The 26,324-nt window shown below is 67.0% G+C and carries 26 protein-coding genes; 13 read left to right on the top strand and 13 right to left on the bottom strand.

Going from position 1 to position 26,324, the window contains the following annotated elements:
* Positions 1-7 precede the first annotated feature (7 nt).
* From NV348_RS23540 to NV348_RS23525, 4 genes are read right to left on the bottom strand one after another with little or no spacing between them, the layout of a single operon-like run.
* Complete coding sequence (locus NV348_RS23540; RefSeq protein ID WP_098086707.1) at positions 8-790, bottom strand: enoyl-CoA hydratase/isomerase family protein; 783 nt, start codon at positions 788-790, stop codon at positions 8-10.
* Positions 787-2,454 carry a long-chain-fatty-acid--CoA ligase gene (locus NV348_RS23535; protein WP_098086706.1) on the bottom strand — a complete coding sequence of 556 codons (1,668 nt, stop codon included), beginning with the start codon at positions 2,452-2,454 and terminating at the stop codon, positions 787-789. The genes NV348_RS23540 and NV348_RS23535 overlap by 4 nt, the downstream gene beginning before the upstream one ends.
* Complete coding sequence (locus NV348_RS23530; RefSeq protein ID WP_098086705.1) at positions 2,451-3,641, bottom strand: thiolase family protein; 1,191 nt, start codon at positions 3,639-3,641, stop codon at positions 2,451-2,453. The genes NV348_RS23535 and NV348_RS23530 overlap by 4 nt, the downstream gene beginning before the upstream one ends.
* On the bottom strand, positions 3,638-4,486 hold the full coding sequence (locus NV348_RS23525; RefSeq protein WP_098086704.1) for a CoA transferase: 849 nt from the start codon (positions 4,484-4,486) through the stop codon (positions 3,638-3,640). The genes NV348_RS23530 and NV348_RS23525 overlap by 4 nt, the downstream gene beginning before the upstream one ends.
* Positions 4,487-4,587: 101 nt before the next feature.
* On the opposite strand from NV348_RS23525, the gene NV348_RS23520 reads away from it, so the two are divergent.
* Positions 4,588-5,187, top strand: a complete 600-nt coding sequence (locus NV348_RS23520; RefSeq protein WP_098087157.1) for a TetR/AcrR family transcriptional regulator — start codon at positions 4,588-4,590, stop codon at positions 5,185-5,187.
* A gap of 146 nt (positions 5,188-5,333) precedes the next feature.
* On the opposite strand, the gene NV348_RS23515 is transcribed toward NV348_RS23520, so the two are convergent.
* Entirely contained in the window at positions 5,334-5,522 is a 189-nt protein-coding gene (locus tag NV348_RS23515) for a hypothetical protein (RefSeq protein WP_127516341.1), read from the bottom strand.
* A 19-nt stretch (positions 5,523-5,541) separates the two neighbouring features.
* On the bottom strand, positions 5,542-5,877 hold the full coding sequence (locus NV348_RS23510) for a DUF4333 domain-containing protein (protein ID WP_098086703.1): 336 nt from the start codon (positions 5,875-5,877) through the stop codon (positions 5,542-5,544).
* 651 nt (positions 5,878-6,528) lie between these two features.
* Between NV348_RS23510 and NV348_RS23505 the strand changes: the two genes are divergently transcribed.
* Positions 6,529-7,731 (top strand): Fic family protein, encoded by a 1,203-nt coding sequence (locus NV348_RS23505; protein ID WP_447148845.1) that lies wholly within the window; start codon positions 6,529-6,531, stop codon positions 7,729-7,731.
* A gap of 381 nt (positions 7,732-8,112) precedes the next feature.
* Positions 8,113-10,899 carry an AAA domain-containing protein gene (locus NV348_RS23500; RefSeq protein ID WP_447148844.1) on the top strand — a complete coding sequence of 929 codons (2,787 nt, stop codon included), beginning with the start codon at positions 8,113-8,115 and terminating at the stop codon, positions 10,897-10,899.
* 194 nt (positions 10,900-11,093) lie between these two features.
* On the opposite strand, the gene NV348_RS23495 is transcribed toward NV348_RS23500, so the two are convergent.
* Positions 11,094-11,453, bottom strand: a complete 360-nt coding sequence (locus tag NV348_RS23495; protein ID WP_447148843.1) for an Rv2640c family ArsR-like transcriptional regulator — start codon at positions 11,451-11,453, stop codon at positions 11,094-11,096.
* Between the two features lie 99 nt (positions 11,454-11,552).
* On the opposite strand from NV348_RS23495, the gene NV348_RS23490 reads away from it, so the two are divergent.
* On the top strand, positions 11,553-12,071 hold the full coding sequence (locus NV348_RS23490; protein WP_447148842.1) for an ArsI/CadI family heavy metal resistance metalloenzyme: 519 nt from the start codon (positions 11,553-11,555) through the stop codon (positions 12,069-12,071).
* Positions 12,072-12,129: 58 nt separating this feature from the next.
* Here NV348_RS23490 and trxB read toward each other — a convergent pair whose 3' ends face one another.
* Positions 12,130-13,563: a thioredoxin-disulfide reductase gene (trxB, locus tag NV348_RS23480; RefSeq protein WP_495885074.1), complete on the bottom strand. Its 1,434-nt coding sequence runs from the start codon at positions 13,561-13,563 to the stop codon at positions 12,130-12,132.
* A 116-nt stretch (positions 13,564-13,679) separates the two neighbouring features.
* Between trxB and NV348_RS23475 the strand changes: the two genes are divergently transcribed.
* Entirely contained in the window at positions 13,680-14,357 is a 678-nt protein-coding gene (locus NV348_RS23475) for an arsenate reductase/protein-tyrosine-phosphatase family protein (protein WP_447148841.1), read from the top strand.
* Positions 14,358-14,603: 246 nt separating this feature from the next.
* Here the strand turns inward: NV348_RS23475 and NV348_RS23470 are convergent, their stop codons facing one another.
* Both NV348_RS23470 and NV348_RS23465 read right to left on the bottom strand, forming a co-directional pair.
* Entirely contained in the window at positions 14,604-15,839 is a 1,236-nt protein-coding gene (locus NV348_RS23470) for an MFS transporter (protein WP_447148840.1), read from the bottom strand.
* 3 nt (positions 15,840-15,842) lie between these two features.
* Positions 15,843-17,174: an FAD-dependent oxidoreductase gene (locus NV348_RS23465; RefSeq protein WP_447148839.1), complete on the bottom strand. Its 1,332-nt coding sequence runs from the start codon at positions 17,172-17,174 to the stop codon at positions 15,843-15,845.
* A 102-nt stretch (positions 17,175-17,276) separates the two neighbouring features.
* On the opposite strand from NV348_RS23465, the gene NV348_RS23460 reads away from it, so the two are divergent.
* The 7 genes from NV348_RS23460 (at position 17,277) to arsA (ending at position 23,118) form a co-directional block, all read left to right on the top strand.
* Positions 17,277-18,146, top strand: a complete 870-nt coding sequence (locus NV348_RS23460) for a helix-turn-helix domain-containing GNAT family N-acetyltransferase (RefSeq protein WP_447148838.1) — start codon at positions 17,277-17,279, stop codon at positions 18,144-18,146.
* A gap of 97 nt (positions 18,147-18,243) precedes the next feature.
* The gene (locus NV348_RS23455) at positions 18,244-18,612 is read left to right on the top strand and encodes an ArsR/SmtB family transcription factor (RefSeq protein WP_447148837.1); all 369 of its coding nucleotides are present in this window, start codon (positions 18,244-18,246) and stop codon (positions 18,610-18,612) included.
* Positions 18,609-19,715, top strand: coding sequence for an ACR3 family arsenite efflux transporter (arsB, locus tag NV348_RS23450; RefSeq protein ID WP_447148836.1), 1,107 nt, complete (start codon positions 18,609-18,611; stop codon positions 19,713-19,715). Before NV348_RS23455 ends, arsB begins: the two co-directional genes overlap by 4 nt.
* A 95-nt stretch (positions 19,716-19,810) precedes the next feature.
* On the top strand, positions 19,811-20,482 hold the full coding sequence (locus NV348_RS23445; RefSeq protein WP_447148835.1) for an arsenate reductase ArsC: 672 nt from the start codon (positions 19,811-19,813) through the stop codon (positions 20,480-20,482).
* A 32-nt stretch (positions 20,483-20,514) separates the two neighbouring features.
* The gene (locus NV348_RS23440) at positions 20,515-20,925 is read left to right on the top strand and encodes an arsenate reductase ArsC (RefSeq protein ID WP_447148834.1); all 411 of its coding nucleotides are present in this window, start codon (positions 20,515-20,517) and stop codon (positions 20,923-20,925) included.
* 28 nt (positions 20,926-20,953) lie between these two features.
* A complete protein-coding gene (arsD, locus tag NV348_RS23435) occupies positions 20,954-21,334 on the top strand; it encodes an arsenite efflux transporter metallochaperone ArsD (RefSeq protein ID WP_447148833.1) in 381 nt (126 codons plus the stop codon).
* Positions 21,335-21,339: 5 nt separating this feature from the next.
* Entirely contained in the window at positions 21,340-23,118 is a 1,779-nt protein-coding gene (gene arsA, locus NV348_RS23430; protein ID WP_447151127.1) for an arsenical pump-driving ATPase, read from the top strand.
* Positions 23,119-23,187: 69 nt separating this feature from the next.
* Here the strand turns inward: arsA and NV348_RS23425 are convergent, their stop codons facing one another.
* The gene (locus tag NV348_RS23425; RefSeq protein WP_447148832.1) at positions 23,188-23,805 is read right to left on the bottom strand and encodes a TetR/AcrR family transcriptional regulator; all 618 of its coding nucleotides are present in this window, start codon (positions 23,803-23,805) and stop codon (positions 23,188-23,190) included.
* A 144-nt stretch (positions 23,806-23,949) separates the two neighbouring features.
* Between NV348_RS23425 and NV348_RS23420 the strand changes: the two genes are divergently transcribed.
* Complete coding sequence (locus NV348_RS23420; protein ID WP_447148831.1) at positions 23,950-24,726, top strand: SDR family NAD(P)-dependent oxidoreductase; 777 nt, start codon at positions 23,950-23,952, stop codon at positions 24,724-24,726.
* 123 nt (positions 24,727-24,849) lie between these two features.
* On the opposite strand, the gene NV348_RS23415 is transcribed toward NV348_RS23420, so the two are convergent.
* On the bottom strand, positions 24,850-25,539 hold the full coding sequence (locus NV348_RS23415; RefSeq protein WP_447148830.1) for a winged helix-turn-helix transcriptional regulator: 690 nt from the start codon (positions 25,537-25,539) through the stop codon (positions 24,850-24,852).
* Between the two features lie 28 nt (positions 25,540-25,567).
* On the bottom strand, positions 25,568-26,260 hold the full coding sequence (locus NV348_RS23410; protein ID WP_447148829.1) for an alpha/beta hydrolase: 693 nt from the start codon (positions 26,258-26,260) through the stop codon (positions 25,568-25,570).
* Positions 26,261-26,324: the final 64 nt, after the last annotated feature.

The raw sequence follows: 26,324 nt of genomic DNA, 5'->3' as shown, positions 1-26,324 counted from the left end.
GACGGGTCTACTTTCCGGTGAATTCGGGCGCGCGTTTGCCGAGGAACGCGGCTTGGCCTTCGTGGCTGTCCGCGGAGCGGAGGGCGATGTCGAAGTTGCGCTTCTCGTGTTCGAGTCCTTGCGACAGTGACGTCTCGAAAGTGCGCACCGCAGCGTCTTTGGCGAGCGCGACGGCCAGCGGTGAGTTCCTCGCGATACGTTCGGCCATCTTCAGTGCGTGGGCGAGTGCTTCGCCGTCCGCGACGACGTCGGCGACGATGCCGGCGTCGCAGGCCTTCCGGGCCGAGACGAGGTCACCTGTCAGCAGCATCGCCATGGCTTTGGACTTGCCGACGGCGTGGACGAGTCGTTGTGTGCCGCCACCCCCGGGGATGACACCGAGTTTGACTTCGGGCACGCCGAACTTCGCGGATTCGCCGGAGATGACGATGTCGCAGGCCAGCGCCAGTTCGCACCCGCCGCCGAGCGCGAGGCCCTCCACGGCCGCGATGACCGGTTTGGGGTAGGTGCCCAGGTCGGCCCAGAGGGTGCCACCCAGGGCAGGCCGGTCACCGAGCAACGGTTGGGCGCGCAGGGTGTCGAAAGCGGTGATATCGGCGCCGGCGCAGAACACCCCGCCGGCGCCGGTGAGCACGACGGCGCGCACGGTGTCGTCGACGCGCAGGCGGGCGAGTTCGGTGTTCAGTGCCGTGAGGAGTTCCTCGTCGAGGCTGTTCTTCGCGGCGGGCCTGCACAGTTCGAGGACCGCTACCGCGCCCTGTCGCGTGCTCTGCAGGACTGTGGTGTTCATCGTGTCTCCGTGTAGATGTCGGCGTGGCGCGCGCGCAGTACCTTCTTGTCGAGCTTGCCGACGCTGGTGCGGGGCAGGTGGTCGACGTACAGGACGATGTCGGGTAGCTGCCACTTGGCGAACTGGCCCGCGAGCAAACCGTGGATCTCCTCGATCGGAAGCTCGTCACCGTCGACGGTGACGACGAGCGCGACGGGACGTTCCTGCCACTTCGGGTGATCGACGCCGATCACGGCGGCCTCGGAGACCTTGGGGTGTCCGACGATCGCGTTCTCCATGTCGATCGACGAGATCCACTCGCCGCCGCTCTTGATGACGTCTTTGAGGCGGTCGGTGAGCTTGAGGTAACCGTTGGGGTAGATCGTGCCGACGTCTCCGCTACGCCAGTAGCCGTCGAGGAACCGGTCGGCATCATCGTCGAGACGGTGGTAGCGCTCGGTGATCCACGGTCCGCGCAGCAGGATCTCGCCTTGGCTGGTGCCGTCGTGCGGCAGGTCGTTGCCGTCGGCGTCGACGATGCGGATGTCGACGCCGTTGACCGGCAGACCCTGGCATCGCTTGAGGTTCCACTTCTCGTCGTCGGAGATCGTGCCCTGCAGTGAACGTTTGAGACCCATGTTCACCGCGACGACGGGCGTGGTCTCGGTAGCGCCATAGGCGTGGATGATGTCGGCTCCGGCGATGTCGTAGAACTCGCGCATCAGCGAGAGCGCGGGTTCGGTTGCGCCCGAGAGCAACCGGGCGCGGCTGAAGTCCGGCGTGACGTCGAGGGTCTTGATGTAGTCGAGCATCGGCTGGAAGATCGCGGGCGCACCGTTGGCGACGGTGACCTCCTCGGCGATCATCGCCTCGACCAGCACCGAGGTGTCCTCTGCCTGGTAGCGGCCGGGGAGCACGATCTTGGCGGCGCTGTAGACCGCGGACTGCGGCAGACCCCAGCTCTGCCCGTGGAACATCGGCGTGATGAGCATGGCGGTGTCGTCGCCGCCCATCCGCAGATTCGCGGCCTGTGCCATGGTGTGCAGATAGATGCCGCGGTGGGAGTAGTAGACGCCCTTCGGCCGCCCGGTGGTTCCGGTGGTGTAGCAGGCGCTGTACGCGGAATGCTCGTCGATGACCGGCCAGTCGTAGGAGTCGGCCGCCTGTTCCATCAACTCCTCGAAATGGCGAACGTTCGGCAACGACGTGACGATCTCCGACAGCGGTTTGTCGGTCATGACGACCCACTCGCGCACCCCAGTCGCCGTGGTCGCCAACGCCTCGGCGACCGGCAGCAGCGTCTCGTCGACGAGCACGACCGACGCACCACTGTGGGCGGCGACGTATCCGAGGTCTTCCGGCGCCAGCCGAAGGTTCATCTGCAGCATCACCGCGCCGGTGCCCGGGATCGCCCAGTACAGCTCGAAGTGCCGCTTACTGTTCCAGTCCAGGATTCCCACCACGTCGCCGGCGCTGACACCGAGCGAGCCGAGCACGTTCGCGGCGCGCTCGATCCGGGTGAACGCCTCGCCGTAGGTGTAGCGGTCCCAGCCGCCGTCCGGGGTGCGGAAGACGATCTCCTGCTCCGGGTAGGTGCGTGCCGAATGGCGGATCAGGGTCGTTGTGTTGAGTTGGTAGCTGTCACCATGGGTCGAGGGCAAGCCCCGGACGATCTCGGCGGTCATTTCGCGCCCTCTCGGATTCGTTCGATGATGGTGGTGTTGGCGGTGCCTGTCGCCTCACAGATCGTCTGCAGGCCGATGTTCGCGCCACTGCGCTCGAGTTCGCAGAGCAGATCGGTGAGCATTCGCGCACCGGTGGAGCCGAGCGGATGGCCGAGCGCGATCGAGCCGCCGTTGACGTTGAACTTGTCGTCGGGCACGCCGAACTCGCTCTGGAACATCAGCGGCACCCCGGCGAAGGCCTCGTTGACCTCGAACAGGTCGATGTCGTCGACCTCGAGCCCCGCGCGCGTCAGCGCCTTGTGGGTGGCGTCGCAGATGGCGGTGAACTGGATGACCGGATCCGCCGCGGCGACCGACAGAGCTCGGAACCGGGCCCGTGGGGTGAGTCCGTGCCGCTCGGCGAACGCACGGTCGGCGATCAGCAGCGCGGCGGCGCCGTCGCTGAGCTGTGAGGAATTGGCGGCCGTCGTTCGGCCGTTCTCCGCGAATACCGAAGTCAGCGAGGCGATCTTCGCGGGGTCGACGTGTTCGCGGATCCCTTCGTCAGCGGTGACCAGCGGGGATGACGGATCGGCCGGATCGCGACGGATCGGTACCAGCTGATCAGCGAACCGGCCCGCGCGGGTTGCCGCGAGGGCCCGCTGGTGGCTGCGAATACTGAAGGCGTCCAGGGTGTCTCGGCCGAGGTCGAACTTCTCGTTCAACAGTTCGGACGAGGCGCCCTGCGCCATCAGCCCACCGTCGTACCGGGCGAGCTCACGTGGACTGTACTGGGGGCCGAGCGGAGCGCCGGGCACCATCGCCGGGGGCATCGGCACCTGCGACATCGACTCCACACCGCAGGCCACGACGAGGTCGTGGGAACCGGCCATGACGGCCTGCGCGGCGAAACTGACCGCCTGCTGCCCCGATCCGCACTGCCGGTCGATCGTCACCGCGGGTACCGACTCCGGGAACCCGGCGGCCAGGACCGCGTGCCTGCCCAGGTTTCCGCTCTGCTGTTCCTGCTGCAACACGCACCCGGCGATCACGTCTTCGATGAGAGCCGGGTCGATGGCCGCCCGCTGGACCAGTTCGGCGAGGGTGGCGCCGAGCAGATCCACCGGATGCCACCGGCTGAGGGCGCCGCCGCGGCGGCCGACCGGGGTCCGCACGGCACCGACGATCACTGCTTCTCTGACGCTCATCCGGCTACTCCTGCGTGTGTACGACGAATTTCGTTGATCGGTATGTCTTTTCGGGTAGCGAGGCTCACCCAATGAGCGGTCGGGCGGGCGCGGAACACCTGCTCGAGTTCCTCGCGGGTCGTGGCACCGACAGCGGCGGTGAGCCGAGCACGAAAATGTGGCTCGATCGCCGCGACGGCCACGTGGCCGTCCGCCGTCGAGTAGATGCCGTACGCGGGATCGGCGCCGCCGAGCGGTGCGTCGTGACCCATCAGCCGGTGCCGCACAGCCGCACCGGCATCGGCCGCCGCATCCTCGAGGACGATGCGCCGAGACTCTCCCCTGCCCGTGCGCTGACGGTTCATCAGCGACAGCAATGCCGCGGCGATCGCCCGTTCCGCGCCGAGCAGGTCGGCCACCGGCACGGTCGGCATCGTCGGCGGAGTCAGCGTGCCGTGGGCGGCCTGATAGGTCAGGTCATGACCTGGGGCTTCGGCGAGTTCTCCGTCATGGCCGACGATCTCGACGATCGAGAGCTCCGGAAAACGCCGCCCGATGTCGTGCAATCCGAGACGTTTCGTCGCGGATGGTCGCATCGCGGTGACGAGAAGATCCGACTGCGCGAGCTCACGGTCGAACAAGGCCCGCTGATCTGGAACCTTGAGGTCCCATCGGACGACCGTTTGCCCGGAGACGAGGTCTGCGTACCAGCGCGGCGCCGCGGAGGCCAGCGGATCTCCGGTCGGCGGCTCCACCTTGATCACCTGCGCCCCCAGCGCGCACAGCCGCGCGACCGCGAGCGGACCGGGCAGGTTGATGGCGAGCGAGACAACACGCACGCCGGCCAGTGGCAAATCTTGTGACAACGAACACTCCCTTCACTGCAATACAACTGTACAGCTTCAAATGCAGATGTAAAGGGAATGGGGTGATCTGTATCATCCATGCTCATGACAGGTGGACAACCGTGACCGACCCCCGCGCCGGCGTCAACGACCTCACGGCAAAAGCGAAGATCCGGAATGCTGCCCTCGATCTCTACGCCGAACAGGGCGAAGACCGCGTTTCGATGCGCGCCGTCGCGGCCGCGGCGGGCGTCACGGTCGGACTGGTTCAGCATCACTTCAAAACCAAGGACGGACTGCGCAACGCTGTCGAGCAACTGGTCGTGGACTATCACGCGCAAGCCATCGCAGATGCGCCCGGCGACGGCTCGCCCGCAGAAGTAGCCGCCGCGCGCGACGAGGCGGTTCGGCGGATGCTCGAGGACCATCCGCCAGTCGTGAACTACCTGCGTCGAGTTCTCCTCGATCCAGCCGGCGCCCACAGTCGACTCCTGGCGCGGCTCACAGAGCTGAGCCGGACCGAGGTGTCCAAGCTCCGCGAGGCAGGCAGCGCCTCCACCCGGAGATCCGAAGCCACCCAAGTCGTCGGCCTCATGATCCGCCAACTAGGGCACCTATTCCTCCAGCCCATGGTCGACTCGATGTGGGAACAACTGGCAACTCCGGAGACACCGGAGACGAGCAAACCCAAGTTGAAGGTACTCATCGAGACCGTCGAGTGACTCCGTAACCCGACCTCCGCGAAACGGGCGAGCTCGTCCCACGCTACGTCCGCGGCTCACGGCCAGGGTGTCGTAGCAACAATCTCGGTTTGCCGCTCAAACAGCGTGGTGATCTGGCCGGCGCCGAGTCCTGATACCGCAAAGCCTCAGAGGCCGGAAACAACGACGCGATGCCCAATCTCGGCATTCTGCTCGGCGAGCGTGACGGCGGGTGACGGATCGAGAGGTTCTACTAACGCGGCGCGGTGTCCCCGATACGGCGCCGCGCTCCCTGCGGACGGTGTTCGTAAGCGACCGTTTTCGAACACGCCGAAACCGAGCAGATGCTGGATCAACTCGAATCCCGGGCTCCTGTCACGACCTAGTGACCTTGATCTCGCCCTGATCGCTGACGATCTCAACATGCGCCTTAACCGAACGCAGGTAATCCCATGTCTCGCAATCGAACTGGTTACCGACGACGACCTGAACGGAACCGGGACAGGTCACCCGGCCCACTGGCTTGTCCCCCACGCCCTGCAACCGGGTTGCCACCAACTGTTCCAGCGCCGCCTGGTCCAGCACCCGCGGTGGTTCGGCTGGGTCGAGATCGGCGCCCGCCACCTTCACCGTCACTACCACCGCGCACACGGCGACCACAACCGATGAGACGGCCATGATGATCCGGGCAACACTCTGCTGATCAGCCACCCGATATTCCTAACCGCCCTCCATCCCGCTGGCAAGAGCCATCAGTACCGGACAGTCATGCCGCTCTCTCTGCGCACTGTGCGGTTATCGAGCATCGGGCCCTCCAGCAGGCTGACATCGTTACAGGCCTGGCGGACGAAATCGAGAAATTGACCCACCGAGGCGCTGGAGTTACCCATGGCCCTGAGCGATGCACACAGCAAGGTCAACCGAACTGCCTCGTGGGGCCAAGGTGATCTGTCACGGGCATTGGGCCAGCGTCGGGTTTCAGATCAGCGCTTGATCGTCTCGATAGACATCGACTACCGTTCGATGCGATCGAACACACCGAATCGGTAGATCTGCCGCACTGAGGGGTTCAAGTCCCCTCTCGCGCACAGATTCCTGGCTTTCGGGCCAGATCAGGGCCCTCCGCGTTCGAGTGCACTCGCACACGGAGTGGACAGGATGACCGCAACGGGCACAGACACACCGAATCTGCCGACGAGTGGCATCGGACTACTCGATTCCGAGGGATACCGCTGGTTGGCGCCGGTGTCCGGCACCGGCAGCAGTGCCGGCGGGGACCAGCGTCGAGGTCCACTGAATCACTTGCCTCAAAGTGACATGATCGAAGCAGCTATGTCACTGAAGTGCCTATAGAGTGACATTGTGGACCTCAGTATGTTCCTCAGCAGCGAAACCGGATCTCTCGTCGACATCTGGGGCACAGATCCAGTCTTCGGTGACTGGAAGCACAAAGCGTTCGTCGCGGCACCACTCCCCGCTGTCATGCCGGAGCTGAGCGTTCCCACCATTCTCGCAACGACCGCAGCGCGAGCCGCTCTGGCTGCGCTCGACAGCACAGCCGCCCAGCTACCGAACCCGCAACTTCTCCGGCTACCGACGCTGCGTCGCGAAGCGCAGAGCACATCCGCACTGGAGGGAACCTACGCGCCGCTCGCCGAGGTGCTGACCGCCGACGAAGAGGCTCCGGCAAGTGCCGAACTCACGGAGATCCTCAACTACGTACGTATGGCCAACTACGCGTTCTCCTGGATCTCCGACGACCGTCCAGTAACCACGTCCCTGCTCAGCAGTCTTCAAGGCATTCTGATGCGACAGACTGCGCTGGAGTCGGAGTCCGGCCGGATCCGCGACCGACAGGTCGTGATCGGCCGCAGAGCGGACGCAACCCCTGGGATGGCGCCAGTGCACGCCGCACGGTTCATCCCACCACCGCCCGACGACAGCTTGAGCATCGGCGTCCAGGACCTCGTCGACTGGATTCGCGAAGACCACTCCGCCATGATCGATCCGGTCGTCGCAGCAGCGATGTCGCACTACCAGTTCGAGTCACTCCATCCCTTTCGCGACGGCAACGGCAGACTCGGTCGCCTGCTGATCGTCATGCACCTCCAGCTCACCCAGGTGCTGGCCGAGCCTACGCTCACTGTCTCACCATGGTTCGAGGCCAGGCGCGACGATTACTACAACCGGCTCCTCGCGGTCAGCACCCGAGGCGACTGGGACAGCTACATCCGGTTCTTCGCGCAAGGTCTGCGAGAGGCAGCGGAATCGACTCGGCGCCAGATGATCGCACTCGTCAGAGTCCAGAGCGAGTTGAAGGAAGTCGTACGAAGCTCGACATTGCGAGCTGATAGCGCGCACACGTTGATCGATCTCGCTATCGCGAACCCATCATTCACCGTGCGCCAAGTCGAGGCCGAGCTCGGAATCTCGTACGGCCGAGCGAACAAGCTCGTCGGTCAGCTCATCGATCTGGGGATACTCCGGGTGGCGAACCCGAACGCCTACAAACGCCGCATCTACGCACCACGAGTCCTCCAGGTACTTACGCAGGCGACCTCCTGAGGCCAACCGCCGGTCGCGTCGGTGTAGCGATCGGCGGGGTCGACGCGACGATCTGTGTCGAGACCGTTGCTCTCCGACAACGCCTGGAGGACTGACGAATTCAACGGCGAGCGGCCGCTGATCCCGTCGACGCCCAGCAGCAATGCACCGGGACCAGGCACAGCTCGGCGCGTTCGAGCAGCGACGTCAACAGCACCGAGCAGGAGTTGCCGCGGCGGCGGGCACCCTGCTGATCCACGTGGTCTCGGCGAAGTCCGCTGCTAGGCAGAGACTTTCGGCCGCGCCCGGTAGCCTTTGCGCTGCGTGCGTATCGAGCCGACGACAAGGCTACGGGTACGAAATCAAGCATGGTCCGCTGGGGAGCTGGGGCGAGGGGGTTCGGTGGTTGATCCAAGGGTTGTCGCGGTTGTCATCCGACGGAGGCAGGACTGGGTCCCCGAGGACAAGACCCTGGAGATCACGGCATACGAACCGGAGCCGCACCGGGTCCGAGTGCGCTTCGGCATGCCGAAGAAATATCTGTTCGGATGGGAGCGAGTAGCGATTCTCGAACAACCCACGCTGGTATCACTCGGGCCCCACGCACGGTTGCTCGTCGACGGGTACCCGCAGGAAGCGACTGCGGCATACCTGTTCACCGGCCCGCCGGAGTTCGGATCGTGGTGGCACGTGACGAACAACAGGGGCGGATGGAACACCTACAGCGCGAATCGGGTGCAAGTGCTGCCGAATGCCGCCGACCTGCCACGTTCCCGCGATGTGCTGGCCTACTGGCGTGCCGTGGCCGAGAAGCTGGGCGGCGACTCCGGTGTCCTGCGCCGAAACCACCAGAACCTGGACTTCGTTCACCCCGACAGTGCATTGGCCCGGATTCTCGCGCAGGCGCCGATCGAGTCGCGGGCTGACGACGAGGTGCCGATGCCGGTGTATCCGTTCCGCACCAACATCAGTCAGAGCGAGGCGGCCCGTAATGCGTTGCGCTCGCCGATATCGGTGATCGATGGGCCACCCGGTACCGGGAAGACGCAAACCATCCTCAACATCATCGCTTCACTGATCTGCCGACCCGGCATGACGATGGGGGTGGTGTCCTTCAGCAACTCCGCCGTCGACAACGTCTTCGAGAAACTGACCGAGGAAGGCTTCGGGATGGTGGCGGCCAATCTGGGACGAGCCGAGAAGCGGCAGGAATTCTTCGACAGGCAGGGACCACGCAACGCGGGTGTCGATGCGCTTCTGCGCGTCCCCATCCCCACGGCCACGGCTACCGATGCCGCCGAGGAACTCGGTAAGGTGAACCAGCGCCTGATGGAACTCCAGGACCAAGACCGTCAGCGCGCCCTGCTACGTCGACAACTGCACGCATACCAGCTGGAACAACAGCACTTCCAGTCGTTCTTCGACCGGCACGAGGTTCCGGACGCCGAGGATCTGCCGCTGCTGCGTCGCTACAGCGCGGCCAAACTGCTCGACTTCATCGCCGACACCGATCCGCGCTGGATCCGCGATAGCGGTTGGGGCCGAATGGTCGACACAATGAATCGGTACTTCAAATACTGGGCGCTGCGCAAGGTCGATGCCGACGATACCGAGGTAGTGCTGCGTATTCAGCGGCTGTATTACGAGAAGAAGATCGCAGAACTCCTGCGGCAGACTCAGCAACTGACCAAGACCCTGGAGGGCAAAAACTTCGACACGCTGCAGGCCGACCAGACGCGGCTGTCCCGGCAGCTGCTCGAGGACGCGCTACGAACCCGCTACGGTGCGCTGCCCCGGACCGTCTACACCGCTCGATATCGACAACAGTTCGGGCAGTTCGCGCAGGACTACCCCCTGATCCTGAGCACCTGCCATTCGCTGCAGAACAGCATCGGGCGTGCGACCCTGCTGGACTACCTGATCATCGACGAAGCATCACAGGTCGATCTGGTGACGGTGGGCCCGGCCCTGGCCTGCGCGCGCAATGTCATCGTGGTCGGTGATCTGGAACAGCTGCCACCGGTCACGAAGAAGCTCACCGACGCGCCCCCCGCGCCGGATCCCGTCTTCGACTACCAGCGCAGCATCCTGTCCTCGATCCTGGACCTCTTCCCCGAGGAACTGCCGCGCCAGCTGCTGCGGGAACACTACCGATGCGATCCCGACATCATCGAGTTCTGCAATCGGAAGTTCTACGACAACGAACTGATCCCTTATACCCGCAGCACACCGGGGCTGGCTTCGATGCGTGTGGTGCGGACCGTTCCGGGCAACCACATGCGCCGTACCTACGGCGACGACGACCCGATGTCGCCGGGACGGAGCAATCAGCGCGAGATCGATGTGATCCGACGCGACGTCATGTCCTGGGTGACCGCCGATATCCCACCACACGAAGTCGGAGTCACCACGCCGTATCGCCGCCAGGCCAACAAAGTGGCCGACGCCCTGATCGAGTCCATCGAATCCGACACCGTGCACAAATTCCAGGGGCGGGAGAAGGACGCGATCGTCATGACGACGGTCCTCGACGACACGCCCAGCGGCGTGGCGGCACTGGAGTTCGCCGACGACCCGAAACTGATCAACGTGGCCGTATCCCGGGCAATGCGTTTGTTCGTCCTGGTCACCCACCCGTCCGAGCTACCCGCGAGCAGACACCTGCGCGACCTGATCGGATACATCCGGTACCGGGACCCCCACAACGCGGTCATCGACAGTGACGTGATGTCGATCTTCGATCTGCTCTACACCGAATACAACGAGCGGCGGCGCACCCATCCCGCTATCGGATGGGGACGAACCAAATGGGATTCCGAGGACATCGCCCTCACGATGCTCGAAGGGGTGCTCACCGAATCCGGTCACGGACATCTGGCATTCCATGCACAGGTCTATCTACAGAATGTATTCCCGCGCAGGCTGGATCGACTCGACGACGAGCACCGCGAATTCATCCGGCACCGAGCGTCGTTCGACTTCGTCCTCTACAACCGGATCACCAACCAGAACATGGGCGCCATCGAAGTAGACGGCTTCAGCACTCATGAAGCGAACCCGGTCCAGCTGGCCCGTGACGTACGGAAAGACGAGATCTGCCGTCGCTACAACTTCCCGCTGCTTCGCCTGCCGACTACCGGAAGCCAGGAAGCTGCGAAGGTCCGCCGGTTCCTCGACCAGCTGACTTGACCAGGCCTCGCCAGAAGGCGGGTTCGGGGCCGCGACAGCCGGTTCGTGGCCTTCGGGCCAAGGGCCCGACCCGGGTCCCCTCCCCGGCCGCGCTCGAGAGACCAGCGCCTGGCACACCCGCTGGAGAAGGGTCCGAGGAGACAGAGCCCGCGTCGCGATGCAGGGCATACCGCCCGGACCATCGAGCGGCGCGGTCAGGTGCAGCAGTTGGGGTCCAGGACCGTGCACAGCGCGGACAGTGCGTCGCGGCGGGCGCGGTGGAAGGTGTTCATCCCACGTCGCTCGGACTCCACCAGGCCGGCCTTGCGGAGCTGGCCGAGATGGTGGGAGACGGTGGACTCGCCCAGACCGACCTCGGCGGCCAAATCGCCGCCGTTGCGTTCCCCCTGCGGGCTGGTGAGCAGCAGCGACAGCAGCTTGACCCGGACCGGGTCGGCGATCGCCTTGAGCCGCAACGCCACCTCGAGGGCGGCGGCGTCGTCGACCGGTCCCGCCGCGACGGGGGCGCAGCAGACCGGGGCGGACATGTCGATCACTGGTAGTGCCTTGGGCATGAAATCGAGACTACCCGCGGTATTGACATATGTCGAAAAGGTGAGCAGACTCGGCAGCAGAAGTTCTTCGATATATGTCACACAAGTGGAGGTTCGATCATGTCTCGCATCCAGCTCGCCCTCAATGTCGACGACCTCGACACCGCTGTGCAGTTCTACTCGACTCTGTTCAACACCGAACCGGCCAAGCGCAAGCCCGGCTACGCCAACTTCGCCATCGCCGAGCCTCCGCTCAAGCTCGTGCTGATCGAGAACGCCGGACAGGGTGGGTCCCTCAATCACCTCGGCGTCGAGGTCGAAAGCTCCGAGCAGGTCCACGGCGAGATCGCCCGGCTCTCGGAAGCGGGCCTGTTCACCGAGGAGCAGATCGCGACCACGTGTTGCTTCGCCACCCAGGACAAGGTGTGGGTGACCGGTCCCGGCGCGGAGCGGTGGGAGGTCTACACCGTGCTGGCCGACAGCGAAACCTTCGGCACCGCACCCGAACTCAGCCCCACCGACGCCGAAGCGGTAGACGTGTGCTGCGGTACCGCCGCCGAAGCCGAGGCCGAAGGCGCCTGCTGCGGCAGCCAGGCGAAGGAGAAAGCCGTCGCCTCCGGCGCGAGCTGCTGCGGCTGACCCGCCCCTCCTCAGGCGAGTGCGCGGCGATCAGGCCGGGTCCATCGGTCGGTATCGCCTATGCCGATACGGTCGACCCGGTCCGGATCCGCTCGGCGAGCTGGGCGACCCGGGCGGCGATGTCGTCGCGGACGAGCCGCATGCGTTCGATCCCGTCGATGCCCCGGTCGGCGGGCTCGTCGGTGATCCAGGTCTGGACGGGAACCCCCTCGGGGGCTTGGACTTTCGCCTCGCGGCCGAGGACGACGACGAGGTCGATGCCGGAGTACAGGTTCTGGTCGATGGGCTTGGGGTGTTCGCCGGCGGTGCCTGCGCCGACTTCGTCGAGTACTCGCACCGACAGGGCGTTGAGGTCGGTGCCGGGATCGGTTCCGGCGGAGTGGACTTCGATGTCGGTTCCGGCGGTCTGTCGCATCAGCGCGGCGGCCATCTGGGATTTGCCGCTGTTGCGCACGCAGACGAACAGCACGCTGGCCGGTTTCGCGGCGGGACCGGCGGTCTGGTGGGCGAGCCAGCGTTCGGTGTCGATCGCCGCGGCGCAGCCGGATCCGGCGGCGGTGATGGCTTGCCGGTACCGGTGGTCGACGAGGTCTCCCGCGGCGAAGACGCCGGGCAGTGAGGTGGCGGTCGAGGCGGGCGCGACAGTGACGTAGCCGTTGTCGTCGAGGTCGACCTGGTCGGCGACGAGTGCGCTGCGTGGCTGGTGACCGATCGCGACGAACACCCCGGTGACGGGCAGTTCGCGGGTGTCGCCGGTGGTGGCGTCGGCGATGGTCAGGCTGGTGACGGCGGCTTCGCCGTTGACGTGCTCGACGGTGGTGTCGGTAAGGAAAGTGATCTTGTCGTTGTGGCGGGCCCGGTCGAGCATGATCCGGGAGGCACGGAAAGTTTCGCTGCGGTGGATGACGGTGACGCTGCGCGCGAACTTGGTGAGGAAGATGGCTTCCTCCATCGCGGAGTCACCACCGCCGATGACGGCGATGTCGTGGTCGCGGAAGAAGAAGCCGTCGCAGGTCGCGCAGGCGCTGACGCCGTGGCCGAGCAGTTCTTGTTCGCCGGGGATGCCGAGGTAGCGCGCAGCGGCACCCATGGCGAGGATCACCGCCCGTGCCCGGTACCGGACGCCCGCGGCGACGATGGTTTTGATCGGGTCGCGCAGGTGGAGTTCTTCGACGTCCTCGGTGCGCAGGTCGGCGCCGAAGCGCTGGGCCTGCTCGCGCATTTCGGTCATCAGTTCGGGGCCGGTGATGCCGGTGCGGAAGCCTGGGAAGTTCTCGACCTCGGTGGTCGTCATCAGCGCGCCGCCGAATTGGGTGCCTTCGAATACCAAGGGCGCGAGTTCGGCGCGGGCGGTGTAGATGGCGGCGGTGTATCCTGCCGGCCCGGATCCCACGATGACGACGTCGTGGACGCGGTCGTCGTCGACCACCGTCGGCACCGGCGGGTCGGTGGTGATGGCGGGGGCCAGGGTGATCCCGAAGTCGGCGGGCATGGGTCAACGCTCCTGAGACGAGGTGATCGCGACAGTCGCCGCGGGATGTCGGTGAAGAGTGCGGACTGCACAGTCCGTCCTTGATTCCACAGTATTAGTCAGTCATCATTGAGTCAATGAACGCTGAGTGGAATGATGATGTCTTGGCGCGGCGGGTCGCGGTCCATGCCGCGCTGGCCGATCCCGCGCGCCTGCGGATCGTCGACGCGTTGTCGGTGGGCGACGCCTCCCCCACGGACCTGGCGACGATGTTGGGAATGCGCTCGAACCTCGTCGCCCACCATCTGCAAACTCTCACCGACGCCGGAGTCGTGACGCGGCGGCGGTCCGAGGGTGATCGCCGCCGCACCTACGTGCGACTGCTGCCGCACGCGCTGGCGCCGTTGTCGGCGTCGACGGTGCTGTCGGCGCGACGCGTGTTGTTCGTGTGCACGGCGAACTCGGCGCGCTCCCAACTGGCGGCAGCCCTGTGGTGTCGGGCCAGCGAGCTCCCGGCAACCTCGGCGGGCACCCATCCTGCCGTGCGGATCAACCCGGGCGCGGTCGGTGTCGCGCAGCGGCGCGGGCTGGCGCTGAAATCGGCAGCGCCACAGCGTCTCGACGAGGTGCTGAGTGAAGGCGATCTGGTGGTGACGGTGTGCGACCGCGCACACGAGGAACTGCCCGATGTTCCGATGCTGCATTGGTCGGTTCCCGACCCGGTCGGCGCGGAAGACGGCGCCGCCTTCGATCTCGCGTTCGACGATCTGTCCACCCGTGTCGACGCCTTGTCCCGGCACGTCCGCTGCGCTTGACCCTCGTCGTCTCGATGCGGCCGATCGAGCGGCGCACCGCCGATCATGGTGCGCCGCTATCGAATAGGCGCAGTCCGCAGAGGCTGGGTGGCGAGGCGGTCGACGAGCCACGCCGCGTCACGTCCGACGCCTCGTAGTGAGGCGGAGGGCAGACTGCGTTGCCGTTCGAGTCCGAGGTAGCCGAGTCCGGAGTGGGTGGAGATGCCTTTGCGGTGGCGCCGACGATCACCGCGTCATAGGTGGTGATCACAAGGTCCTTGACGAGTCGACGGGTTCGGGAGTGCGCGGGATGGTGGCGACGGCGATGACGGCCGCGACCGCCGCGATCAGGGCGAGAACGAGGTAGGTGCGCGACCAGGTGCCGGTCCAGCTCATCAGGGCGGTTCCGGCGAAGGGCGCGGTCGCCATCACGATCACCACGGGGGCCGACAGGAGGCCGTTGAGGCGGCCGTAGTGGGTCGCGCCCCAGCGGTCGGTGATCGCGGTGGCCTGCACCAGGGTCATGATCCCGCGGATCAGGCCCGCGCCGATCGACACCGCGATCAGCGCGAATACCGTTGTCACCCAACCCAATAGTGCGGTAGCGACGGCGGTGGTGGCGAAGGCGCCGATGATGCGCGTTGCGGGGGTGGTGCGGGTCATCAGTGGGAGGTAGCCGAGGCGGCCCAGGACTTGTCCGGCGCCGCCGAGGCCGAGGGTCAACGCGGCCAGCGAGGGCGAGAAACCGCGTTCGATGAGCAGCGGGACCAGGTTGAACACACCGGCGAAGGCCGCGAACGCGCCCAGACTCAGGGCGATCACCAAGGCCAGGAACGCGGGGCTGCGAGCGATCGCCCGGTGGTCGTCGTCGTGCGGCGTGATCGGCGGGGGTGCGGGTGGCCACGGCCCCCGGAGGCCGAACAGATGACCGGGCACGGTCACGACCGCCAGCACGACGGCGAGGACGAGATAGGTCGCGCGCCAATCGGTGCACTGGACCAGGGCCGCGGTCAGCGGCGCGAAGACCGTGCTGGCCAGCCCCGCGGCCAGCGTCAGGATCATCAGAGCCTTGACGTGGTCGGTCCCGAACCAGCGGGTCAGCGCCGCGAACGCGGGCGGGTACAGCACCGCGCCCATGGCGACCCCGGCGGCGAGCCAGCCGAGGAAGAACACCAGCGGATTCGGGGCGAGGGCCACCACGATCAGGGCAGGGATCGCGAGAACCGATCCCGCGGTCATGACGGCGCGTGGGCCGATGCGATCCAGGACGCGCCCGACCGGGATACCGGTCAGCGCGGCGGCGAGCTGGCCCAGCGAGAAGGCGGCGGTGAGCATCGGCAGCGACCAGCCGGTGTCGGCCGAGATCGATACCGACAGCACCGGGAAGGCGTAATAGAGGATGCCCCAGCTGGTGATCTCGGTGAAGCACAACGTGATCAAGACCCGCCGGCGCAGACCGGGTCCGGTGGACCCGGTCTGCGCGGCGATGGTGGTGGTCGCCATGGATCAGCGGCTGACCGCGGGCACACTCAGGGTCAGTACTTCGGGTGCGGAGCCGCAGCAACCACCCGCGGCTGCGTCGTCGGGATCGTCGAACACTCCCGCGCCGCCGCAGACTCCGGTCTCGGGCAGCGTGAGTTCGACCTTGGCGGCGGATTCGTGGTCACCGGCGAGTTCGGCGACGATGGAGCGGACCTGCTCGTAGCCGGTCATCGCCAGGAACGTCGGCGCGCGGCCGTAGCTCTTCATTCCAGCGAGATAGACGCCGGGTTCGGGGTGGGTCAGTTCGGCGACGCCGTGCGGGTAGACGGTGCCGCAGGAGTGCACGTTCGGGTCGATGAGCGGCGCCAATCGGACCGGGGCTTGCAGGACGGGATCCAGGTCGAGCCGTACTTCCGACAGCCAGCCGAGGTCGGGCCGGAAGCCGGTCAGTGCGACGACATTGTCGATGTCGTCGATGCGACGGCCGTCGTCGGCGACGAGCGAGACCCGCCCGTCGTCGCCGGATTCGATTGCCGCGGTGCGGAATCCGGTGACCACCTCGAGCAGTCCGTCCTCGACGGCCTGGCGAGCACGCAGGCCGAGCGCGCCGCGTGCGGGCAGTTCATCGGCTTCGCCGCCACCGAACGTCGCATCGGTGGCGCCTCGCCGCAGCACCCAGGTCAGCCGCGTTCCCTGCCGTTCTCGTGCCACCTGCGACAGCGCGACGATCGCGGTGAGCGCCGAATGTCCGCTGCCCGCGATCACCGTGTGCGCCCCGGCGTAGCGGTCGGCGTGTTCGGCGGACTCGACATCGGGAACCCGGTAGCTCACCACCTCGGCAGCGCGTTCGCCGAGCGCGGGAAGCCCCTCTCCGCCCAGCGGGTTCGGCGTCCCCCAGGTGCCCGAGGCATCGATCACCGCGCGCGCCAGGATCCGGTCCTCGGTTCCGTCGGCACGGCGCAGATGAATCGACAGCGGTTCGCTGTCGCGGCCGGCATCCACGACCCGGTCTCGGCCACGCCGGGCGAGACCGACGACCTCGGTGTCGTAGCGGACGGACGCACCCAGCGCCTCGGCCAGTGGGACCAGGTAGTCGCGCACCCAGTCCTGGCCGGTCGGGTAGTCCTCGTCGGCGGGAGCGGCCCAGCCGCGCTGCTCGAGCAGGCGTCGTCCGGCGGGGGCGATCAGTTCGGCCCAGCGGGAGAACAGCCGCACGTGATTCCACTGCGCGATCGCGGCACTGGCGCGCGGCCCGCGTTCCAGAACCACCACGTTCATGCCGCGTTCGCGCAGTTCCGCGGCTGCTGCCAGGCCCACGGGGCCGGCTCCTACGACGACGACAGGCAGATCGGTCATCACAGACTCCATTCATCGACACTCATCGATCTAATGCGAAGAGACTGTATCGACCAATGTCTATGAATGCAACCATCGATTGTCGTCGATATAATCGCGAACATGACGTCTCTGGACATGCCCGTCGTACGCGACGCAGCCACCGTGCGCGTCGACGCGTTGCCCGTCGACGACGCCACGACCTACGCCGAATGGTTCGCCTGCCTGGCCGACCCGACCCGGGTCCGGCTGCTGCACCTGGTCGCCACCCGACCGGCAGGGATCACGGTGCGCGAGCTGACCGATGCCCTCGACATCACCCAGCCGACGGTGTCGCATCACGTGCGCAAGCTCGCCGACGTCGGCTTCGTCACCACGCACAAGAGCGGAACCTCGACGATCGTGGCGGTCAACCCGACCTGCTGCACGGGCCTCCCCCACGCGGCCGACGCCGTCATGGGGCTGCTCGCGCCACGACCGTGCTGCCCCGACGACCTGCCCGCCGATGTGTCGGTTCGGGCGATGCGCGACGACGACTGGGACTCGGTGTTGCGCATCTACGGCGAAGGCATCGCCACCGAACTGGCGACGTTCGCCACCGAGGTCCCCGATCGGACCACCCTGGATGCCCAGTGGCTGCCCGATCATCGCTGGATCGCCGAGGCCGACGGAGTTGTCGCGGGCTGGGCCACCTTGAGCCCGGTGTCGGGTCGCGCCTGCTACGCGGGTGTGGCCGAGAACTCGGTCTACGTGGCCGAGGGAATGCGCGGCCGCGGTATCGGCACATCACTGCTGCGCGCCCAGGTCGTCGCCGCCGACGACGCGGGCCTGTGGACTCTGCAGAGCGCGATCTTCCCGGAGAACCGCGACAGCATCGCACTGCATCACTCGGCGGGATTCCGAACCGTCGGTGTGCGCGAGCGCATCGCACAGCTCGACGGAATCTGGCGCGACACCGTCCTGCTCGAGCGTCGCCGCGCCACCGATTCCTGACCACCGCCAGCGGTGGTGACCAGCTTCACCTCGCCCCACGCACCTGTTCACCAGACGTTTGCTTGCGCACTGAATCGATGTACATCAATATCGAAGAATGTCTAAGTCCGAGCTGAACCTCACGCCGGTCACGGCGTGCGAGACCGAGCCGGTCGTGCGCGATCCGTTGACCGCCGCCGAGGCCGTCGAACTCGCCGCCGTGTTCAAGGCGCTGTCGGATCCGGTGCGCCTGCGGTTGTTGTCGCTGGTCGCCAGCCGGTCCGGCGGCGAGGCGTGCGTGTGCGATATCTCCGACGGTGTCGAGGTCAGCCAGCCGACGATTTCCCATCACCTCAAGGTGCTGCGCGAAGCCGGCCTGCTCACCAGCGAGCGGCGCGCGTCGTGGGTGTACTACCGCGTCGTACCCGAGGCGTTCGCCCGCGTGTCGAGCACACTGATCGCCGAGACCACGGCGGTGGGAGCGTGAGCGCGACCACCACGCCCGAGCACGCGCCCGTCGTCGGCAAGCTGTCCACCCTGGACCGGTTCCTGCCGCTGTGGATCGGCGCGGCCATGCTCGCCGGAATCCTGCTGGGCCGCATGATCCCCGGACTCGGTGACGCGCTCGGCGCCGTCGAGATCGACGGGGTTTCGCTGCCGATCGCGATCGGCCTGCTGATCATGATGTACCCGGTGCTGGCGAAGGTCCGCTACGACCGCCTCGACACCGTCACCGGCGACCGCAAGCTGATGATCGCCTCGCTGGCGCTGAACTGGATCCTCGGTCCCGCGCTGATGTTCGCCCTGGCCTGGATCTTCCTGCCGGACCTGCCCGAATACCGCACCGGCCTGATCATCGTCGGCCTGGCGCGCTGCATCGCGATGGTCATCATCTGGAACGACCTGGCCTGCGGTGACCGCGAGGCCGCGGCGGTGCTGGTCGCGTTGAACTCGGTGTTCCAGGTGTTCATGTTCGCTGTGCTCGGCTGGTTCTATCTGTCGGTGCTGCCCGGCTGGCTGGGCCTCGAGCAAACCCACATCGATACCTCGCCGTGGCAGATCGCCAAATCGGTGCTGATCTTCCTCGGGATCCCGCTTGTCGCCGGATATCTGACGCGCCGCTTCGGCGAGCGAGCCAAGGGCCGCGCCTGGTACGAGTCGAAGTTCCTGCCCAAGATCGGGCCGTGGGCCCTGTACGGGCTGCTGTTCACGATCGTGATCCTGTTCGCCTTGCAGGGCAAGCAGATCACCTCGCACCCGTGGGATGTGGCGCGCATCGCGCTGCCACTGCTGGTGTACTTCGCCGTGATGTGGGGTGGCGGATACCTGCTCGGTGCGCTGATGGGGTTGGGCTATGCCCGCACCACGACGCTGGCCTTCACCGCCGCGGGCAACAACTTCGAACTCGCCATCGCCGTGGCGATCGCCACCTACGGTGCCACCTCCGGCGAAGCGCTGGCCGGTGTCGTCGGCCCGCTCATCGAGGTGCCGGTGCTGGTCGCCCTGGTCTACGTATCGCTCGCGCTCCGTAAACGCTTTCCCGGCACCGCTGGTGGGCCCGCGACCCAGCCGGTCGCCGCCGCCGAATGAGCGAAGGCCGGGTCGACCCCGTTCCCGGCCTACGAATACCTGTTTTCCGAGATCACCTTCCAACACCACAGCGGACCCGACCAAGGGACAGTGCCATGACCGACAGCCCGGTTGCCCAAGCCCACTACCATCGCGACGATCTGACCCTCGACCAGCGCCATGCCCTCACGACCGCCGCGACCCGGCTCCAGCGGGAGTTCGAGGGAACTTTCGGCATCGAGACGATCGACCGGTTCCTGCACTCCTCCTACGACCAGTTCGCCGGTCGCGCCACGGTGGTGAACTTCCTGCCACTACTCGCCGAGCGGTTCGCCCGTCAGCGACTGGTCGCGTTGGCCCGGGTCGAGGGCAAAGCCAACACCGGCAAGCCGACGGTGCTGTTCCTGTGTACTCACAACGCCGGGCGCTCGCAGATGGCGCTGGGGTTCTTCACGCACCTGGCCGGGGACAACGCGGTGGCCTGGTCGGGTGGTTCCGAACCCGGCGACGAGATCAACCCGGCGGCGGTGGCGGCGATGGCCGAGGTCGGTATCGACATCACCGGCGAATTCCCCAAGCCGTGGACCGAGGAGATCCTGCGGGCCGCGGACGTGATCGTCACGATGGGCTGCGGTGACGCCTGCCCGCTGTACCCGGGTCGTCGCTACGAGGAGTGGCAGCTCGACGATCCGGCCGGTCACGATGTCGCCGCGGTGCGTCCGATCCGCGACGACATCGAGACCCGCGTGCGGCACCTGCTCGCCGAACTCGACATCCCCACCCACTGACGCTTCTCCCCTACCGAAAGGTATTGCACCCCATGTCGACCAAGCCCAGTGTGCTCTTCGTCTGCGTCCACAACGCCGGACGGTCCCAGATGGCACAAGGCTTCCTGAGCCACCTCGCCGGGGACGACATCGAGGTCCGCTCCGCGGGCAGTGCCCCTGGTGATGCCCTCAATCCCGCCGCGGTCGAGGCCATGGCCGAACTCGGTATCGACATCACCGCCCAGACGCCGAAGATCCTGACCCCCGATGCCGTGGAGACCTCGACCGTGGTGATCACCATGGGCTGCGGCGATGCCTGCCCGTATTTCCCGGGTGTCGACTACCGCGACTGGAAGCTCGAGGATCCCGCGGGCAAGGGTGTGGAGTCGGTGCGTCCGATCCGCGACGAGATCAAGAAGCGCATCGAGGAATTGATCTCCGAGCTGCTGCCCGCCCGCGCCTGATTTTCCGACGAGAGAAAGCGATACGTTGATGAGCAAGATCGAGGTATTCGAGCCCGCGCTGTGCTGCAACACCGGCATCTGCGGACCCGACGTCGACCAGGCGCTGGTGAACTTCTCGGCGGATCTGGACTGGTTGCGCAGCCAGGGCGGCGACATCGCCCGGTTCAACATGGCATCGGAGCCGCTGGCCTTCGCGGGCAACGACGCGGTGCGCAGCTTTCTCGAAGTGTCGGGCTCGCAAGGGCTTCCACTGGTCCTGGTCGACGGGGTGACCGCGCTGACCGGCCGCTACCCGACCCGCGAGGAGATCACCCGGTGGTCGCGGACAACGCAGATCAGCGCGCGACCGCAGGGGGTGGCGTTGCTCGACATCGCCGAAGACGGTTGCAGCGGACCCGGGTGCTGCTGATCGCCATGGACGTCCCCGACTTCTTGACCGATGCCCCGCGCTTCGTGTTCTTCACCGGAAAGGGCGGGGTCGGCAAGACCTCGGTCGCGTGCGCCTCGGCTGTCGCGCTCGCGCGCGGCGGTGCCCGGGTGCTGCTGGTCAGCACCGATCCCGCCGCCAATGTCGGACAGGTTTTCGAGACGACCGTCGGCGCGTCGGTCACCGCGATCCCCGCGGTGACCGGTCTGTCGGCGTTGGAGATCGACCCGCACCAGGTCGCGGCGGCCTACCGGGAACGGATCATCGCGCCGGTGCGGGGATTGCTGCCCGCCGCGGAGATCGACGCCATCACCGAGCAGTTGTCGGGCTCGTGCACGACCGAGATCGCCTCGTTCAACGAGTTCACCGCGCTGCTCGATCCGGCGGCGACCCGGTTCTCGCAGTTCGATCACATCGTGTTCGACACCGCCCCGACCGGGCACACCATCCGGTTGCTGCAACTGCCGGGCGCGTGGACGGACTATCTGTCGGGCAGTGGCGATGCCTCCTGCCTCGGGCCGCTGTCGGGGCTGGACGCGCAACGCGAAACCTATGCCGCGGCTGTGCGCGCGTTGACCGACCCCGATCTGACGCGGCTGGTCCTGGTCGCCCGCGCTCAGGAGTCGGCGCTGCGCGAGGTGGCCCGAACCTATGACGAGCTCACCGATATCGGCGTGCGCGCCGGTCACCTGATCATCAATGCCGTGCTGCCGCAGCCCGACACCGGTGACGAGCTCGCGACGGCGATCGCTCGCCGGGAGGCCGCGGCCATCGCGGCGATGCCCGCGTCGCTGGCGCAGCTGCCGTGCGACCGGATCCCTCTCGCGCCGGTCGAGATGGTCGGTGTGGAGGCGCTGAGCACCCTTTTCGGTCCCACCCCCGCCGCAGCCGCACCAGCCGACTCCCCTGAACCGGTCATCGCGTCGGCCCCGCTGGCGGCGCTGGTCGACGAGCTGGCCCTGGACGGCTCGGGCCTGATCATGTGCATGGGCAAGGGCGGCGTCGGCAAAACGACCATCGCCGCGGCGATCGCGACCGGCTTGGCCGCCCGTGGCCACGAGGTGCACCTGAGCACCACCGACCCCGCCGCACATCTGGCCGACACCATCGGCGAAGCCACCGCCACCGTGCGGCTCTCGCGGATCGACCCCGCCGAGGCGACCGAGCAGTACCGGCAGCGAGTGCTGCGCACCCGCGGAGCCGATCTCGACGAACAGGGACGGGCCGCACTCGCCGAGGACCTGCGCTCGCCCTGCACCGAGGAAGTCGCGGTGTTCCAAGCCTTTTCACGGCTGGTTCACGAATCCCGCCGACGCTTCGTCGTCGTCGATACCGCCCCGACCGGGCACACGCTGCTACTACTCGACGCCACCGGCGCCTATCACCGCGAGATCAGTCGCAGTCTCGGCGCCGATCGCGGTTTCACCACGCCACTCATGCGGCTGCAGGATCCCGCGCAGACCAAGATCATTGTGGTCACCGCACCGGAATCGACACCGATCCTCGAATCGGTCGAGCTGTGTGCGGATCTGCAGCGCGCCGGCATCACGCCCTGGGCCTGGGTGGTGAACAACTCCCTCGCCGCCGCCCACCCCACCGATCCCTTGCTGCGCGCCCGGGCCGCGACCGAGCTCACGCATATCGACGATGTCGCGCATCGCCACAGCACCCGGTATGCGATCGTCCCGATGCTGAGCGCGGAGCCGACCGGCTCCGATCGACTGGCCGAGCTGTCCGGCGCGGTCGTGGTGCCGGCGGGCGAATGACCGCCAACAACGAGATGCGTCAACTCGACGAAGCCGGGTGGGCCGGGCCGGTCGAAGACCGCCCGGCAGTCACGTTCCGGCGTTCGCCGGGGCAGGGTCGGCGACCAGGCCGGGGAGCAGGTAGCGGCGCACATAGCGCAGCACGGCGGGGTTGTCGTCGATGTCGATGGTGTCGCCGGGGACGGTGCCGAGGCTGATGAGAACGCGAGCGACCCATTCGGCGACTTCGGCGAGATCGTGGCCGGGATGGATCTCACCGCGCACGACGGCAGCCTGCGCGTAGGGCAGCCAGAACGCGGCGAGGTCGGGGACGAGGCCGGAGACGCCGGCGCCGGTGCACAGGGCGAATTCTTCCGGCTCGTCGTTCCACAGCCGCATCACCAGCGCGCCCGGGTCGTCGTAGGCGCCACGACCCAGACGGACACCGGCCGCGAGTTGTTCGGCGAAGGTGTCGAGCGTGTCGAGTTCGGCGCGCGAACCGGTCCACAGCGCGTCGTTGAGCCGGACGATGGCGGCGCCGAGCAGGGCGGTCTTGTCCGGGAAGTGGCGATAGAGCCAGGCGCGCGAGACGCCGGCTTCCTCGGCGATCTCGATCATCGTCGTCGCCCGGATACCTTTGCGCGCCAGCAACTTCTGAGCCGCGGCGATCAGTCTGTCGCCGACGCTCACTGTTCCCGGCTCGGTCACTCGGCTCAACCCTCCCGGACGGCTCATCAGTCCCGCTCGGACAGAGAATAGCAAGGCGGTAGACATTCTCGAGAATGTGTCTACGATCACTGGACAGTTTCAGAAATCTGTCTAGTGGGCAGTGGCACAGCATCGAGGAGCACCATGACCACCAACCAGCGCACGGCCATGGTGATCGGCGGCGCGTCGGGCATCGGCCTGGCGACCGCGCACGCGTTGACCGCCGACGGTTTCCACGTGATCGTCGCCGATGTCAACGAGGCGGCGGCGGCCGAGGCGGCGACCGCCCTCGGGCCGACGGCGTCGAGCATCCACCTGGACGTCACCGACGAGGCCTCGGTCGAGGCCGGTTTCACCGCCGTCGAGAACCTGACCGCGGTCGTCAGCTGCGCCGGATTGTCGATGACCGGCCCGATCACCGACCTCGAACTCGCCCACTGGCAGCTCACTCTCGACGTCTGCCTGACCGGCACCTTCCTCGTCCTCAAGCATGCTGCCCGGCACATCGCCGATGGCGGCAGCATCACCTGCATCGCCTCGCTCAACGGACGCCAGCCCGGCACCGGCATGGCCGCCTACTGCGCGGCCAAGGCGGGCGTGCTCATGCTGGTCGAGGTGGCGGCATTGGAACTGGCGCAGCGCCAGGTCCGGGTCAACGCCATCTCCCCCGGCCTCGTCGACACCCCGCTGGTGGCGGGCATCGCCTTCGTGCCGGGGCTGACCGAGGACTACCTGGCCAACACCCCACTCGGTCGCAGCGGGCGGCCCGAGGAAATCGCCGACATGGCAGCCTTCCTCGCCTCGGACAAGGCGTCCTGGATGACGGGCTCGGCCGTCGATCTCAACGGCGGCGCCCACCTGCGCCGCTACCCCGATGTGCTCGGCCATGTGCGCGCGCTCATGCAGAACCCGCCTGCCTGATCAGTGCCGATGCCGACCAAACGCCGGGCATGCCCGCGTGACGCGGCCTCAGCTCGACACCGTCTCCGGCCGCCACCCTCGCAAGCTCGTGTCCAAGGCCGAGGAGGCTCCCGAGGCCGGGGTTCATGACGTGGGGCTTTGTGTCGCCGATCGAGGTTGCGGGCGTGGGAGGCGGAACAGTTGATGCAGGCGGCGCAGCGCTTGCCGGTCTCCGGAGGCGGAAGCGGCGCCGTCGCTGATCGCTTCCGCGAGGGTCGACCGGCCGGCGGCGAGGTCGCGAAAGACCTCGCCGCCGATCGTGATGGTCACGTCGGGGTGCTGGGCCGGGCCGTGCACCGTTTCGATGGTGCCGTCGTCGATGCGGGCGTGGAAGATCTCCTCCTCGACCCGGAACTCGTACAGTGCGCGCAGGCCGGTGGCTGCCTCGGCGTCGAAGCACGCTCGCAGGCCGAGCACGGCCCAACCGGGGTGGAAGGTCTCCTGTTCACGGGGTTCGCCCATTGCCCATTTCAGGCCCCACCGGGCCAACGCCAGCACCGCCGGGCCGAGCTCTTCGCCGGCCTGGGTGAGGGCGTAGGCCTGGGTGCGGGCCGGTGGGGGGAGAGTGATCTTCTGGATCAGCCCTTCGCGTTCCAGATGTTTCATCCGCGCGGCCAGTAGGCCGGTGCCCAGGCCGCGCAGGCTCTGCTGCAGGTCGCCGAAGCGTTTTGGGCCGGTCAGCAGTTCGCGGATGAGGAGCAGGGTCCAGCGTTCCCCGACGAGATCGAGGGTGCGCGCGGTCGCGCAGTACTGGTTGTAGGTTCGCTGTTCCACTTCAGCATTCTAGTTCTCGAACTTCTTCTTATTGAACGGCGAAAGCGTGAGCCTCCGTGAGGAGGCGGGCCAGCGCCTGCGGGTGGGTGAGCATCACGTCGTGCGGACCGTCCACGGCGAGGGTCCGGTACCCGATCTCCGTGGCGAACCGGTCGAAGGCGAAAGTCTGCGGCCGGCAGTAGATGCCGGTGCCCGGTATCCGGTCGACGGCGCCACTCAACCGGGTCGTCTCGGTGAAGGTGCGCAGCGGTTGGGGTTGCAGGCGAGGGCCGAGCCAGGCCGCGTCGGCCGCGTCGGTGATGCCGAACATCGCCGGAACAGGTGCTGGGATCTGGTTGTCCGCGCCGGCGTCGGCGGCGGACTGGATCGCGTTGACGAAGGCCGCCGGTGCCAGGCCGAACATACTGGCGCCGTCGGCTCCGGCCCAGCCGTCGACCAGGATGATGTGGTCCACCAGGTCGGGTCGCAGATCGGCTGCCTGCCGGACGACCAAGCCCGCGTAACTGTGCCCGACCAGCACCAGATCGCCGGCCGGGCCTTCTTCGGCTGCGGTATCGAGAGCGGTGACAACCTCCTGGACGTGGGTGTCCAAGCCGATGTCACTGTTCATGGTGAGGGCCGGGGTGACGGTGCGCGCTCCGGTTCGGTGCAGGAACGGGGACAGGCGGTCCCAGGCCCAGGGGCCGTGCCAGGCGCCGTGTACGAGAACGAAGGTGGTCATCGGTGTCCTTTCGTGCGGATCAGGGGCATCACGAGGTCGGCGAACTCTTCCAGTCCGGCGTGGC

This window comes from Nocardia fodinahabitans (genome assembly GCF_052983615.1).
Note: the sequence above shows the minus strand (reverse complement) of the source record. Positions and strands in the feature narration are given on the sequence as shown.